This window comes from Simiduia agarivorans SA1 = DSM 21679 (genome assembly GCF_000305785.2).
Taxonomy (GTDB): domain Bacteria; phylum Pseudomonadota; class Gammaproteobacteria; order Pseudomonadales; family Cellvibrionaceae; genus Simiduia; species Simiduia agarivorans.
The window spans coordinates 2293021-2307598 of record NC_018868.3; the positions used below are offsets into that span (position 1 = coordinate 2293021).

Below are 14578 nucleotides of genomic sequence, written 5' to 3' on the forward strand. Positions count from 1 at the left end.
CAGCCCATTAATATTTGGCCTTACCAAACCAACAAGTCCCAGCCCGGGTTTCAACAACAGTCGCAGACCATAAACACACAAGGCGCCCACGGGCGCCCTGCGTTATTGGAAAGCTGGCTCCGGTATTCAACGCACCACCTGCTCCAGCGTCAGATCCGGTGCATGCTCGATGATGTCGGCTTTTGCCACCCGACCAAACTGTGCGCGCCTGAGGGTAATGGCACCCACCGGGTTGTGGGCAAAGCCACGCAAATGAAACACCCGCTCCACCTGATCACAGCGAAGATCCTCCACCAGAATATCGCGCACGGTGGGCATATGCTCACCCGCCTCGCCTTCTTCGTAATGAAAATTCACCACCAGCGCTTCCTGCGCCTGCTGAATGTGAACGTGACGCACGCGCACTTTCTCGATAACACCACCGCGCCGGGCATTGGTTTTGAACCGCAGCGCACGTTCCAGATGCGGGCTGTTCATGCTGCAATGTTCCATGAAAATGTTGCGGGCGCCGCCGGAGATTTCGCTGCCCAGCACCAACCCGCCGTGGCCATCCCGCATTTCGCAATGGCGCACCACCACATTTTCCACCGCCACCCCCACCCGGCGGCCGTCCTCATTGCGGCCGCTTTTGAGTGCAATACAGTCATCACCTGTGTCGAACACGCATTGTTCGATTAGCACGTTTTTACAGGACTCCGGGTCACAGCCATCGTTGTTGGGGCCGTGGCTGCGACAAGTCACGCCGCGCACCACTACGCTTTCACACAACACCGGATGCAGCAACCAGAAGGGCGAATTGACCAGCGTCACGCCTTCAATTTTGACCTGGTTACAGGCATAGAACTGTACGAAGGCGGGCCGCAGGAAGCTGCCCTCGGCATAGTGACGTTCACGCGGGTCCACGCCCGCCAGCACATCGGCCTGCAATGCATCGCGCGCCGGGCGCTGATCTTCACCCTCAATCAGATCCCAATGCCGTTCTTTGTGCGCGCCCTTCCAGGGCCACCAGGTCTGGTCATTGGCATTGCCATCCAGCACGCCGCCGCCGGTGACAGCAATATTCTGCTGGCCATAGGCATAAATCAGTGGCGAATAGCCCATCATCTCCATGCCCTCCCAGCGGGTAAACACGGCGGGCAGGTAGCGCGACGGGTCGGTGACAAAAGACAGCGTCGCCCCTTCCGCCACGTGCAACTCCACGTTGGATTTGAGATGAATAGCCGCGGTCTGATAAACCCCCTTGGCGCACACCACGCGCCCGCCGCCGGCCGCATGAGCAGCGGCAATGGCATCGGCAATGGCCCGAGTGGCATCCTCGTCGGAATCGGCCACCGCACCAAAATCCTCCACCACAAAATCGCGCTCGGGAATCTGCACTTCGCGTATGGACTGCACTATCTGATCCGCCAGTTGCCAATCATCCGCTATTGGTGATTTGACAGCACCCGGCTCCCGCGCGGAGCAGGCCAACAGGGCGCCGGCTGAACCTGCGATGGACAGTTGCAGAAATTGACGTCGGGGCAGCATGGCCTCAGCTCCTTTTTTACGTGTGCGACTTGTGAAATAACCTGGCCGGAGTGTGCCCCAGCAACAACCAAAACTCAACATTTGGTATTACCAATATGACAAAGCATCACCCAAACCAAAAACCAGAATAATCATAACCTATTGAAATACAAGAAAATAAAATTTAAGCCACACAAGACTGACAATTTTTCAACCGTTAAACCAAAGTAAAGCCAGGACACAAACTAATTGCGGTATGACCAATTTAAGTTAAACTGGCACCACGATTAAGCCACACCGTGATTACCATGACCCACGCCATTCACCTGCACCCCGACGATAACGTGTTATTGGCCCTGACGCCTCTCGATGAAGGACAAGCGCTGCCAGTGGGCGGTCATTGCATTCAACCGGTACCGGCCATGCACAAAGTGGCGATAACCGACCTGCCCGCGGGCGCGGCCATCCGCAAATACGGCCAGGTCATTGGCCAGGCGAGCCAACCGATCCGCGCGGGCGAACATGTGCACGTGCACAATTGCGTGATGGCAGGCGAAACCCGCAGCCACCATTTCTGCAGCAACCTGCGCGACACACCCTTTGTGGCACCCGCGGACCGGGCACAATTCATGGGCTATCAGCGCGCCGATGGCCGGGTGGGCACGCGCAATTTCATGGCGCTGGTGACCACCGTCAATTGCTCGGCCACCACCGCCCGACACATTGCGCACCAGGCGCAGGTGCAGGGCCTGCTCAATGACTATGACCAGATCGACGGCCTTGTGCCCCTGGTGCACAGTTCCGGTTGCGGCATGAACCCCAACAGCCGGGGCGGCGAGTTGCTGGCCCGGACCTTGTCCGGCTATGCCGCGCACCCGAATTTTGGTGGCGTGATCCTGTTAGGTCTGGGCTGCGAAGCGATGCAATTAAAACAGCTGATGGAAAGCCAGGGCCTGCAGGAATCCGATACCTTCCGCGCCTACACCATTCAACAGCAGGCCGGCACGCGCAAATCCATTGCGTACGGTCTGGATCAGTTGCGCGAGATGCTGCCCTCGGTCAATCGCGCCCGGCGCACACCGGCCGACGCCAGCCACCTGACACTGGCCGTCCAGTGCGGCGGTTCCGATGCACTGTCCGGCGTCACCGCCAACCCGGCGCTGGGGCGCGCCGCTGATACGCTCATCGCCCACGGCGGCACGGTGATCTATTCGGAAACGCCGGAAATCTACGGCGCCGAACACCTGCTGACCGCACGCGCCGAAACGCCGGAAACCGCGCAAGCGCTCGCCGATTTAGTGCAATGGTGGGAGCACTACACGCTCATGCACGGGGTAGAACTGAACAACAACCCCTCGCCCGGCAACAAAGCCGGCGGGCTCACCACCATTCTGGAAAAATCCCTGGGCGCCATGGCCAAAGGCGGCAGCACCAATTTGCGTGGCGTGTTCCAGTATGCCGAACGGGTCAACACCCGCGGGCTGGTATTCATGGACAGCCCCGGCTTTGACCCGGTATCTGTCACCGGGCAGGTGGCATCGGGCGCGAACGTGATCTGCTTTACCACCGGCCGCGGCTCGGCTTTCGGCAACAAGCCCGTGCCCAGCCTGAAGCTCGCCAGCAACACCGCCCTGTATGAACGCATGCAGGAAGACATGGACATCAACTGCGGCAAGGCCATCGAACCCGGCGGCAGCCTGGCGGCGTCGGGCGAGGAGATCTTCCAGACCATTCTGCGCACCGCCTCGGGCGAGCGCACCGCCAGCGAAAAGCTGGGCTACGGCGACAACGAGTTCACGCCCTGGCACATAGGCGCGGTGGTTTAGGGCCCGGCCCGATTCATTCCGCGCCGGCAATGCGGGCGCGCCAACGGGCCAGATCCCGTTCCGGTTGCCAACGATCACCGAAGGCCAGTGCGGGCGACACCCGCACCGGTGGCATATTGGTCGCCGCCCAGGCCGGCAAGGGACTGAAATCCACCGATGCAGCACCGGAAAAATAATAGCGATCACCCCAATGGTTGGGCCTGTCGCGCGTCGGCTCATCGGGGTAGGTTTTACGGTACAGGGGCTGCCGGTTCAGGTGCCGGTCGAAGCGCGGATTGATCAGCCAGAAGCTGGCATCGTAGTGGCGCCGGCCCAGCCGATAACCCGGCTCGCCGGAAAACCGGCTGTTCACCACCACCAACGCTTTGGCCGGATCACCGTCCCCGTCGTGCCAGAGTGCGTGGCCCGGCGAGCGGGTGAAGAATTCGCTGTCGGTAATGTAGGCCCAGCCGCGCGGGCACACCTGATCCACATAGCCTTCGAAATAACAGCGACTGTGGTAGTACATCCCATTCTTGTCCCACAGGCTGAGGGTATCGGCACCGCCACTGATCAGGCGGCAGTTGTCGGTGATGATGCGGGTGCCCTGGAGAGACCGCACCGCAAACTGATGGTCGTGATCGCCGGTGCGCTGGCCGTAACTGTTTAGCACGGTGAGATCCAGCAGCGCCACGTCCGAGGCATTGATATTCACCACCGCGGCACCCCAATCGGTCTCCGCATGCGCGCGCCAGTGCTCGCGCAATTCAGCGAATTCAATAATGGTTTTGTCCGGCCCGGCACCCACTAATGCCAATTGGTCCCGGGTGATGTATACCTTTTCCAGGTATTGCCCGGCGGCGATGTGTATCACCACTGGCCCGTCTATTCCATTAGCCGCGTCCACCGCTGCCTGAATGGTGGCGTAAGTCTGATCGGGCCCCACGCGCAAGTGACTGGCCGGATGGGCCAAACCCGACACCAGACAGAAAAAAAACAGGCAGTAACGCAACATGGGCAAATCCCGGCTTGTTATTGTGAGGGGACCTAGTGTAGCATTTTGGTCTTACCAATATAACAAAACATGTATAACCAAATGCTGACCACCCTGACTGGCGTGCGACAGCATTGACCATCAACCGACAGAGGCACCCATGGGCAAACTACTGGGACTGACACTGCTGAGCCTGGCCCTGGCCATCACCGGCTGCAAAGGTCAGGACACCACCAAGCGGCTCAAGCTCGCGCACACGCTGGATACCAGCCACCCGGTTCATCAGGGCATGGTGGCCATGGCCGAACGGCTGAATACCATTTCCGGCGGTGAACTGACCATCGACATTTACCCCAGCGGCCAGTTGGGGTCCGAACGGGAAATGATCGAACTACTGCAAATCGGCAGCCTGGCCATGACCAAGGTGTCCGCCAGCCCGATGGAAAGCTTTGTACCGGAAATGAAAGTGTTCAGCCTGCCCTACGTGTTCCGCGATGAGGACCATTTCTGGCGCGTGCTCGACAGTGATCTGGGCAAACAGCTGTTAGTGGCTGGCGAGCGGGTGCGCCTGCGCGGACTGTGTTACTACGATGCCGGTGCCCGCAGCTTTTACACCACCGACCGCGCCATCAATACGCCCGCCGACCTGGAAGGCCTGAAAATCCGCGTACAGAAAAGCCAGACCGCCGTGGAAATGGTGAGCACGCTTGGCGGTTCCGCCACGCCTATTTCCTTTGGCGAGTTGTACACCTCACTGCAACAGGGCGTGGTGGACGGTGCGGAAAATAATCCGCCCAGTTTTTATTCCTCCAAGCATTACGAAGTGTCGAAATACTACAGCCTGGACGAGCACAGCTACGTGCCCGACATGCTACTGGTGAGCGCGCACGTGTGGCGCAACCTGTCGGCCCAACATCAACAATGGTTGCAGCAGGCCGCGGATGAGTCGGTGCCGGTGCAACGGGCGCTGTGGAAGCAGCAAACGGAAAAAGCGCTGGCGGAAGTACAGGCCGCTGGCGTCACCGTTATTTATCCCGACAAGACACTGTTCGCACAGCAGGTCAGCCCCATGCACAGTGCCCTCGAAGGCACGCCCGTGGGTGAGCTGTTAAATACCATCAAATCATTGTAAGGCGGACCTGATGAAACCCTTGATTTCGCTGCTCGACCGCAGCCTGTACTGGCTGCTGGCATTGCTGATGACCCTGATGGTGCTGGATGTGACCTGGCAGGTGCTCACCCGGTTTGTGATGAGCCAACCGAGTTCCTTTACCGAGGAACTGGCTGGCTTTCTATTAATCTGGATCGGCATTCTCGGCTCGGCCTATGCGTTTCGCTTTAACGCCCATCTGGGGCTGGATCTCATTACCGCCAAACTGACGGGTGCGTCCGCCCTGAATGTCAGACGCATCGGCCTGCTGGTGAGTTTTGCCTTTGCCGCCGGGGTCATGGTGTTGGGTGGCGGCTACCTGGTGCAGATGACATTTGAACTCAATCAGGTGTCGGCGGCACTCGGCATCCGCATGGGTTATGTGTACCTGGCCGTGCCCTTCAGTGGTTTGCTGATTTGTGTTTACGCCCTGGCGTTTTTATTCAACGGCCTCGATGCCGATCAATCCTATTCACAATAACCGGGGCTGCTATGGACATCTCTGTTTGGGTACTGCTGATCACCTTTGTGGTGCTGCTGTTTATCAACGTACCAATTTCCATTTGTATCGGCATGGCCACGCTGCTGACCATGTTGTTCACCATTGACGGCGGGCCTGCGATCACCACCATTGCCCAACGCATGGCCGGCGGCATAGAAAGTTTTGCCCTGTTGGCGATTCCGTTTTTTATCCTGAGCGGCATGTTGATGGGCCAGGGCGGCATTGCCCGCCGATTAATCAATTTTGCCAAAGTCATGATCGGCATGCTGCCCGGCGGCCTGGCCTATGTGAATATCGTATCCTGCGCCCTGTTCGGCGCCATTTCCGGTTCGGCCGTGGCCGCCACCAGCGCCATCGGCGGCTTCATGATTCCGGTCATGAATAAAGAAGGTTACGACAAAGACTTCAACGCAGCCGTTACCGTCGCCTCATCCACCTCCGGCCTGTTGATTCCACCCTCGAATATTCTGATTGTGTATTCACTGGCTTCTGGCGGTGTATCCATTGCAGCCCTGTTTATTGCCGGCTATTTGCCCGGTATTTTACTGGCGCTGTCATTGATGGCCGTGTGCGGTATCTGGGCCAAGCGTAAAGGCTACCCGGTAGGCGAGCGCACCAGTCTGGGCGACAGTCTGCGTATCGCGCTCGACGCCATTCCCAGCCTGTTCCTGATTGTGCTGATCATTGGCGGTATTGTGGGCGGCATTTTCACACCCACCGAGGCCAGCGCCATTGCCGTGCTGTACGCGTTGATACTGAGCGTGTTTATTTACCGCGAAGTGAGCCTGAAACAGTTGCCGGACATTCTGGTGAAATCGGCGATTACCACCGCCATCGTCATGTTCCTCATCGGCACCAGCAGTGCCATGAGCTGGATTCTGTCTTACGAAAATATTCCGCAATCCATTTCCGCCGGCTTGTTGGAATTATCCAGCAATCCGATCGTAATTCTGCTCACCATCAACCTGATTTTGCTGGCCGTGGGGATCTTCATGGACATGACCCCGGCGGTGCTGATTTTCACGCCGATCTTTTTGCCGGTGGCCAGCGAACTCGGCATGTCGCCGCTGCATTTCGGCATCATGATGGTACTGAACCTGTGCATTGGCTTGTGCACACCGCCGGTGGGCAGCGTGTTGTTTGTGGGCGCGAGTATTGCCAAAACCAGTATCACCCAATTGATCCGGCCGCTGTTGCCCATGTACCTGGCCATGTTCATCGTGCTGATGCTGGTGGCTTACATCCCGGCATTGTCTGAAGCGTTACCGCGTTTGTTCGGACTCTACTGATGAACCCTCTGAGGCGCTGCGGCCTCTGGCTTGCCGCATTACTGCTATGCACCCATGCGACCGTTGCCAGTGAGCCACCGGTGGTTCGCCTGCACCTGGCAGGTGATTCCACCCTGGCCGACAAACACCCGAAAGATTTTCCCGAGACCGGCTGGGGCACGCCCTTCGCGACATTTTTTGGCGACGCGCTGCAGGTAATTAATTACGCCCAGAATGGCCGCAGCACCCGTTCATTCCGCGATGAAGGCTTGTGGGATCAGCTATTAGCAGCCATCCAGCCCGGCGATTGGGTGATTATCCAGTTCGGCCACAACGATGAAGCCAAACACAAGCGCGAGCGCTACAGCTCGCCAGCGCAATTTGAAGCCAATCTGACCCGGTTTGTGCGCGAGGTGCGTGAACGAAACGCAACGCCGATACTGGCCACACCGGTCACGCGCCGGAAATTTTCCGGTGACCTTATCGTTGAAACGCACCCGCTCTACAGTGAACGAGTGGCAAATGTCGCCAAAGCACAAAATATTTTACTGCTCGATCTGGATAGCATCACCCGGGACTGGTTCAGCGCACAAGGCGACGCCGCCTCGCGCCTGCGTTTCATGCACCTGGCGCCGGGTGACCACCCCAATTATCCGGTCGGTGTCAGCGACAACACTCACTTCAATGAATTGGGCGCACGTGAAGTGGCGCAACTGGTGCTGAGGGAGTTACGCCTGCTAAAGCATCCGCTGATTCAATACCTGCGCACACCCGACCCCAAACACCTGCAGCTGGAATACACGGTCGAACGGCCAAGCCACTGAGCAGCTTTCACAAAATCTGCACATTCTCTCCACGCTTGTTGCACTGCGCCCCAATAAGGTAGCGGCAACCCCCTCAGGAGAGAGACTATGCAAAGCCTTTGTTTTTCGCGCAGGCTCAGCGCCTGTTGCGCCATCGCGCTCTTGAGCGCCTGTGGCGGCTCATCTGACAGCGACAACCTGACACCCATTGTGGAGGATACCGATGCGTCCACCAGTGCATGCACCCATGCTGTAACCGAGCTGTCGGGCGCCTATTTGTTTTTCGGCAGCAACGTCACGGTGACCCTGTCTGACGATGGCTGCGAGGTCACCTTCGAGGCCGCTGGCAAACCCGATCACACCTCACCCTACTGGAACCCAGATAACCGCAGCGGTTTATACGAAGCGCCTGGCGCTGAAACAGACATAGCGCACATGTCGCCCGGATACATTGAAGATTATTCCAACCGCTACTACCTCACCACACCGGTGGCCCCGGAAAAAGCCGGCAGCAGCACCGCCACCCGATTGGGTGCCGTTGGGATTGCCACCTCCGGCGCACCGATTTTCAATGATCAGGAAGGTCCGAACGTGGCGTTGCAACTGGGCGTAATCCAGGGTTTTGATCGCAATGGTGCCCACACCGGGCCCGAGGTCTATCACTACCATCTGGAACCCAAGGCGATTTCCGATGATGACGATGCCTTAGTTGGCGTAATGGCGGATGGCTTTTTTCTGTACGGACGCAAGTGTTATGGCGTGGGCGACTACCCCACCGACCTTGACGAGTCGGGCGGACATACCACCTTCACCCAGCACACCTTCGGCGACAACCAATATCACTATCACATCCAGAACACGCTGTATCTGAATGCCTATTATCTGGCATTTCCCGGTGACTATCAGGGCACCTACTATGGCATCAGTAACTGATCGCTGGCCCGCGCGCGGGTTGCTGGCCATCGGCGCGCTGCTGATGGCCGCGCTGTGCTACCAGGTCATCACCGGGCCCACGGTATTTCTTGAGCAACTGACACTCGACAGCAAAGGCCTGCGCCTCTATCGCGATCGCCCCTTCACCGGTACGGCGGTGAGCTATCACGACAACGGCGCACTGCGTTCGGCACAGCAGTTCCGAGAGGGCCGGCGCCACGGCTATTTGCGCGAGTGGTTTGAAGAGGGTCAGCTCGCTTTTGATGCCAGTTTTGCCCGGGGAGAACGTCACGGGTTAATGAAAAGCTGGTGGCGCAACGGCAATCCGCGTTCATCCAGCTTTTACCTGCACAATCAGCTGGATGGCGAGTCCCTGCACTGGTACCGCACCGGTGAAAAGTTCAAACGGCTTTATTACCGGCAGGGTAAACCGGAAGGCCTGCAGCAGGGCTGGCGCCAGAACGGCAAGCTGTTCAGCAACTACGAATACCGCAATGGCCGGCTTTACGGCCTGAACAAAGCCAATTTATGCGTGGAATTAAACAATGAAGACATTGCTCAGTTTACTCAGCTTAACTAGCCTGCTGACCCTGCAGGCGATTGCCAGCGACACACTGCCCTTTTATCAGTCGGCAGATTTTACCCCGCATTGGTTGACACCCGATTCGAAAGCGGCGCAGCAATTCCACCGGATTCCTGCTTTCCGCTTTACCAATCAATTCGGCGAAACGGTTACCGAGGCACTGGTTGATGGAAAAATTTACGTGGCAAATTTTTTCTTTACTACCTGCCCCGGCATTTGCCCTGCCATACGGTCAAAACTGGTAAAAGTTCACGAGGCATTTGCGCAGGATACCGGCGTGATGATTCTGTCCCACTCCATCCGTCCGCAGCATGATACCGTGGACATTCTGCAGGACTATGCCAAACACAATGGCATTACGGGACGCCAGTGGCAACTGCTTACCGGTGACCGGGAGCGCACCTACCGGTTAGCGCGCGATGCCTATTTTGCCAACGAAGATCTGGGTGAAGTGCAAAGCAGTGACGATTTTCTGCATACGGAAAACCTGCTGCTGATCGATCAGCACAGGCACATCCGGGGTGTGTACAACGGCCTGAATGCGGCCTCGGTGCAAAACCTGATTGACGACATTCACCGGCTCAAAGCCGAGTCGTCGAACTTGTAACCGGCACCATAAATAGACCCGATCAGCTCAGTTTCCGGCTGCAGCAAAGCCAGTTTTTTGCGCAGCTTCTTCACGTGGCTGTCAATGGTCCGGTCCGACACGATGCGACGGTCGGGGTAGATGGTGTCCATCAGATGGCTGCGGGACACAATCCGGCCCGGTCGCGCCATCAGGCAGGCCAATAGTTCAAATTCCACCTGGGTCAGCGTTTGTTCCTGCTCGCGCAGCCTCACACATAAACGCTCGCGGTCGAGGATAAATGTGGTTGCCGGCGCGGGGATCTCTGCCATCTGCTGCTGGCGCCGCAACACGGTTTTGATGCGCGCCACCACTTCGCGCGCACTGAACGGCTTGCAGATATAATCGTCGGCGTGCAATTCCAGCCCCAACAGCCGATCAATTTCATCCACGCGGGCGGAAATCATCAACACCGGCACCTGCGAGAACTGACGGATTTCCTTCAGCAGCTGAAAGCCGTCTTTACCCGGCAACATCACATCCAGCGTCACGGCGGCCGGCTGGTGTTGTTGCACCCAGGCGATGACCTGATTGCCGTCCGCCAGGCTGTGTGCATCGAACCCTGACGCGGCCAGATAATCACATAACACTTCGGCCAGCGTCGGTTCGTCTTCCACTACCAGTATTTTAGGTTTCATGGGTTGTTTTTCCGCCAAACACCATTGTCATTTTAATCCCGCCCAGGGCTGAAGCCGACGCACTCAGACTGCCCCCGTGCGCCTCCACAATGCGGCGGGCAATGGCCAGGCCCAGCCCGCTGCCACCGGTGCTGCGATTGCGCGAACTGTCGGCGCGGTAAAGGTGATCGAACAAGCGGGGCAATTGCTCGGCGCTGACACCGGGTGCGCTGTCTTCTACGGTAAGAATAACCCCGCTGTTGTCGGCACGCAGGCGAACCTGAATACGGCCGGGCGGGTCGGTGTATTTAATGCTGTTGCCGAGCAGGTTTTGCAACAGCTGGTGCAAGCGCGCCGAATCGCCCGGCAGCATAATATCCGTCGGCCCATCGAACGTCAGATCCAGCCCCCGGGCACCCGCCCAGGCCTGCATCTGGCGCACACAATCACTGCACAACTGATGCAGGTCCACCGGTTCACGTGGCGAATTGAACGAATGAAATTCCGCAGACGCCGACGCGTTGAGGTCATCAATCAGTGTTGCCAGTCGTTCAATCGCCGCGTGCACCACCTGCAGATTGTCGCGTTGGATGGGCTGGATACCATCGAGCATGGCTTCGAGTTTAGCCATGGCCGCCGCCGTGGGCGTACGTAATTCATGGGAACTGTCGGCCAGCCATTGGCGACGGAAATTTTCTGTGTTCTGCAATGCCAGGCGCAGATCTTCGAGGTGCTGCGCCAGATCGCCAAATTCATCGGGGGCGAGCACCAGGCGGTCCGGCCGCGCCACAAGATCACCGCCGGCCAGGCGCCGGATTTCCTGTTTGATACCGTCCAGGCGCCGGTTAAGGTAGCGCGCCATCAACAATGCCAGCGCGAGCGCCAGCAACAGTGCCACCGCCAGCGACCACCACTGTGCCTGCAGCTGACTTTCGTACAGGGTTTTCACCACCGCGTCAGCCAACGGCTCGCGCTGCGGTACGGCCAACCAGCCCACCGGGCGCCCGTCTTCTGAAGCCTTGATTGCGAGCAGCAATTGACCGGGAGGCAAGGGCTCGTGCGCCGGTGCGTTTCCCCGACCGCGGGGCGGGAAGATAACCCGGCGCTCCGCATCCAGAATAAACAAGGGCATCATACGCATGGGTGGCCCCGGGCGGGCCTGTGGCTGTACATCCGTGTTACGCGTATGCGCATCAAGCAAGGCATGCACTGCGCGACGATCCGCCAGCCACGGACGCCAACCACCCGCGCTGACATAGGCCGCGCCCAGTGCGTCGGCCAGTGGCTGGAAGGCGGCGCGCTGGCGGGCATCTTCAAATTGCGACAGATCGGCCCGCAGCTGCAGTTGCAAGGCATAGAGCACCCCGCTGAACGCAGCCACCAGCACCACTAGCAAGGCGATGAATAATTTGCGGCCTACGGACATACACTGCCAAGTCCAGAGAATGAAAAGGAGAGTCTACCGGGTACAAGCGGACGACCCCAGCGCCAGCCCCTGCGATTCCACATTTGTTTCACAATTTGTGCAACTTTGCTGCGCCTGAGCACGCCATGATCAAGCCTCCATTTAACGCCGAGGATCAATCCATGCGCACCCCATTATGCCTATTCCTGTCATTCGCTATCAGTTCATTCGCATTGGCACAGCCATCGGACGGTGACAAGGGTAAACGCAAGCCGCCCGAAGAGGCGATCACTGCCTGTGCCGATGCCAGCGAAGGTAGCCAGGTCAGCTTTACTCTGGCCAACGGAGACACCATCAACGGAACCTGCGTGAATCACCGGGGCCAGCTACTGGCAATTCCGGACGAGCACCTGGCGCGGATGAAGCGGGAAAAAACCGGGGAATAAGCCCAGCATAGCCTGAAAAAACGCAATCGCTTGGCATGGCGTGGTCGCCACGGATATAATCTGATCGTTTGGACGCCCAATTAATCAGATACTTAAGTCCGCCGGAGACAGCCATGCCCAACACTCCCTTGATCAGCGTATTTTTGGCCAGCTGCCTGCTACTCACAGCCTGCGGCGGCGGAAGTTCAGAGCCGGCGCCCGCCCCGACTCCGACTCCGACTCCGACTCCGACGCCAACCCCGACCCCGACCCCGACCCCGACCCCGACCCCGACCCCGACCCCGACCCCGACCCCGACCCCGACGCCAACGCCAACGCCAACGCCAACGCCAACGCCAACGCCAACGCCAACGCCAACGCCAACGCCAACGCCAACGCCAACGCCAACGCCAACGCCAACGCCAAGCGTAGCCCTTGCCCCTTATCAGGCAAGCGATAATTTTGATGCTCTGTTGGATGCATCCAAACTGCAGGCGCCCACCAGCAGCACGCTGATTGCACAGGGCAATTTTGACAGTGCCGATGCCCACAACCGTTATTTTTACAGCCCGTCGGATGCACCCGATGAAATGGTATTTGTGGCCGACGGCGCCAGCAGCCGCAGCGAGCTACGCCAGATGAGTGAATGGTACTCAGGCGATGCCGGCAACACGATGAGTGGCAGCTTTCATCTGGTGGACCCGCTCGCGCAAACCGTTGATCAGCTCACCGTGATGCAAGTGCACACCACCGACGAACCCAAAAAACCGCTGGTGCGCATCGCCTGGATGCGTGAGAAAAATGGCCTCTCCGATCACTTCTGGGCGGTGGTGAAAGATGATCTGATCGAGGCGGGCGAATACAGCTGGATTCCCATGGGCCAGCGCAACAGCAATGGCAACAGCGTAAGCATTGATGTGGCAGCAAACCGATTGACCATCGCCATGGATGGTCAGGATTATGTGACCGACAGAGCACTGGATTACTGGGCCAGCAACAGCAACTACTTCAAGGCCGGCGTCTATTTACAGACCGATGGTCACGCCGAGGTACATTTTACCGAGCTGGACTATCAGCGCACGCCGGCACTGAATGCCGCATTACCGCCCTCCGGCAATTTTAATCTGGACAACTGGAAAATTACCCTGCCCTATTCCAAAGACGAGTTTTTTGGCAGTGGCGGCAGCAGTGCAGCGGAAGTCAAACCCTTTGATCTGAACCCCGATGGCGTGGCACCTCTGAACGATGGCTTCACCGAGAGTGGCAGTTTTGTGACCGCTGCCGACGGCGCCATGCGCTTCATGGTTGACCTGGCCGACCCGCGCGTGGCCTCCACCACCAACTCCAGTTACGCCCGATCTGAGTTGCGCGAACTCTACGACTGGAGCCCGGGAGAAAGCGACAGTCAGGCAAACTGGTCACCCGCCGGCCGGCATCTGCTCAATGCACGTGTATCGGTTACCGAGTATTTTGCCGACGACCCACAAACCGTGGTGGGCCAGATACACGCCAAGGATTCCAGCAAAGCACTGGTAAAATTGCAGTGGGATGGCCCCGCCAAGCCCGTGCGCGCCATCATCAACGCACACCCGGTGGAAGGTAACCCGTTTAACCTGACCTTTTCAGACTACGGCAATCCAGGCACTCAGCCCTTTGACTACAGCATTGTGCTTGAAGATGAGACCATAACCGTCACCGTGGGCAATGAATCAAAAAGCGTGGTTTTTGGTGAAGGCAATATGAGTACACTTTGGAGTGACCATGTGTACTATTTCAAAGCCGGTAATTATGCGCAGGCGTCCATTGGTTCAGCAGGCCGGTTTGTGGTGAATATTTACCAGCTGTCGGTAGAGCATCAATAGAAGCGATTTAAACGCCAGCAGTCTGTTGGTCCTCCCCGTGCACGCGAAAGGCTAATCAACAGACTGCTAACACGAGTCGCACCCGCGCTTTTTTCGTATA

The 14578-nt window shown here is 58.2% G+C and carries 15 protein-coding genes; 10 read left to right on the forward strand and 5 right to left on the reverse strand.

Going from position 1 to position 14578, the window contains the following annotated elements; translation table 11 throughout:
• Positions 1–126 precede the first annotated feature (126 nt).
• Complete coding sequence (locus M5M_RS10230) at positions 127–1527, reverse strand: glycoside hydrolase family 28 protein (RefSeq protein ID WP_015047412.1); 1401 nt, start codon at positions 1525–1527, stop codon at positions 127–129.
• A 287-nt stretch (positions 1528–1814) separates the two neighbouring features.
• Between M5M_RS10230 and M5M_RS10235 the strand changes: the two genes are divergently transcribed.
• Positions 1815–3332: a UxaA family hydrolase gene (locus M5M_RS10235; protein WP_015047413.1), complete on the forward strand. Its 1518-nt coding sequence runs from the start codon at positions 1815–1817 to the stop codon at positions 3330–3332.
• 13 nt (positions 3333–3345) lie between these two features.
• On the opposite strand, the gene M5M_RS10240 is transcribed toward M5M_RS10235, so the two are convergent.
• Positions 3346–4326, reverse strand: a complete 981-nt coding sequence (locus tag M5M_RS10240) for a pectinesterase family protein (RefSeq protein ID WP_015047414.1) — start codon at positions 4324–4326, stop codon at positions 3346–3348.
• Between the two features lie 139 nt (positions 4327–4465).
• Between M5M_RS10240 and M5M_RS10245 the strand changes: the two genes are divergently transcribed.
• The 7 genes from M5M_RS10245 to M5M_RS10275 all read left to right on the forward strand — a co-directional run bounded on the left by M5M_RS10245 (position 4466) and on the right by M5M_RS10275 (position 10151).
• Positions 4466–5437: a TRAP transporter substrate-binding protein gene (locus tag M5M_RS10245; protein WP_015047415.1), complete on the forward strand. Its 972-nt coding sequence runs from the start codon at positions 4466–4468 to the stop codon at positions 5435–5437.
• A gap of 10 nt (positions 5438–5447) precedes the next feature.
• On the forward strand, positions 5448–5936 hold the full coding sequence (locus M5M_RS10250; RefSeq protein WP_015047416.1) for a TRAP transporter small permease: 489 nt from the start codon (positions 5448–5450) through the stop codon (positions 5934–5936).
• 11 nt (positions 5937–5947) lie between these two features.
• A complete protein-coding gene (locus M5M_RS10255) occupies positions 5948–7246 on the forward strand; it encodes a TRAP transporter large permease (RefSeq protein ID WP_015047417.1) in 1299 nt (432 codons plus the stop codon).
• The gene (locus M5M_RS10260) at positions 7246–8049 is read left to right on the forward strand and encodes a rhamnogalacturonan acetylesterase (protein WP_015047418.1); all 804 of its coding nucleotides are present in this window, start codon (positions 7246–7248) and stop codon (positions 8047–8049) included. The genes M5M_RS10255 and M5M_RS10260 overlap by 1 nt, the downstream gene beginning before the upstream one ends.
• Positions 8050–8136: 87 nt before the next feature.
• A complete protein-coding gene (locus tag M5M_RS10265) occupies positions 8137–8961 on the forward strand; it encodes a YHYH protein (RefSeq protein WP_015047419.1) in 825 nt (274 codons plus the stop codon).
• Positions 8945–9541, forward strand: a complete 597-nt coding sequence (locus tag M5M_RS10270; RefSeq protein WP_015047420.1) for a toxin-antitoxin system YwqK family antitoxin — start codon at positions 8945–8947, stop codon at positions 9539–9541. The genes M5M_RS10265 and M5M_RS10270 overlap by 17 nt, the downstream gene beginning before the upstream one ends.
• Positions 9507–10151, forward strand: coding sequence for an SCO family protein (locus tag M5M_RS10275; protein WP_015047421.1), 645 nt, complete (start codon positions 9507–9509; stop codon positions 10149–10151). The genes M5M_RS10270 and M5M_RS10275 overlap by 35 nt, the downstream gene beginning before the upstream one ends.
• Here the strand turns inward: M5M_RS10275 and M5M_RS10280 are convergent.
• Both M5M_RS10280 and M5M_RS10285 read right to left on the reverse strand, forming a co-directional pair.
• Positions 10118–10807: a response regulator gene (locus M5M_RS10280; RefSeq protein ID WP_015047422.1), complete on the reverse strand. Its 690-nt coding sequence runs from the start codon at positions 10805–10807 to the stop codon at positions 10118–10120. The two genes, M5M_RS10275 and M5M_RS10280, sit on opposite strands and share 34 nt — an antisense overlap.
• Positions 10797–12212, reverse strand: coding sequence for an ATP-binding protein (locus M5M_RS10285; protein WP_015047423.1), 1416 nt, complete (start codon positions 12210–12212; stop codon positions 10797–10799). The genes M5M_RS10280 and M5M_RS10285 overlap by 11 nt, the downstream gene beginning before the upstream one ends.
• Before the next feature lie 125 nt (positions 12213–12337).
• Here M5M_RS10285 and M5M_RS10290 point away from each other — a divergent pair, with 125 nt between their 5' ends.
• Positions 12338–12637, forward strand: a complete 300-nt coding sequence (locus M5M_RS10290; protein WP_024330293.1) for a hypothetical protein — start codon at positions 12338–12340, stop codon at positions 12635–12637.
• Between the two features lie 162 nt (positions 12638–12799).
• Here M5M_RS10290 and M5M_RS20495 read toward each other — a convergent pair whose 3' ends face one another.
• Positions 12800–13099: a hypothetical protein gene (locus M5M_RS20495; protein ID WP_042455043.1), complete on the reverse strand. Its 300-nt coding sequence runs from the start codon at positions 13097–13099 to the stop codon at positions 12800–12802.
• On the opposite strand from M5M_RS20495, the gene M5M_RS10300 reads away from it, so the two are divergent.
• Positions 13090–14478, forward strand: a complete 1389-nt coding sequence (locus M5M_RS10300) for a polysaccharide lyase family 7 protein (protein ID WP_015047426.1) — start codon at positions 13090–13092, stop codon at positions 14476–14478. The genes M5M_RS20495 and M5M_RS10300 overlap by 10 nt on opposite strands.
• The last annotated feature ends 100 nt before the right edge of the window (positions 14479–14578 follow it).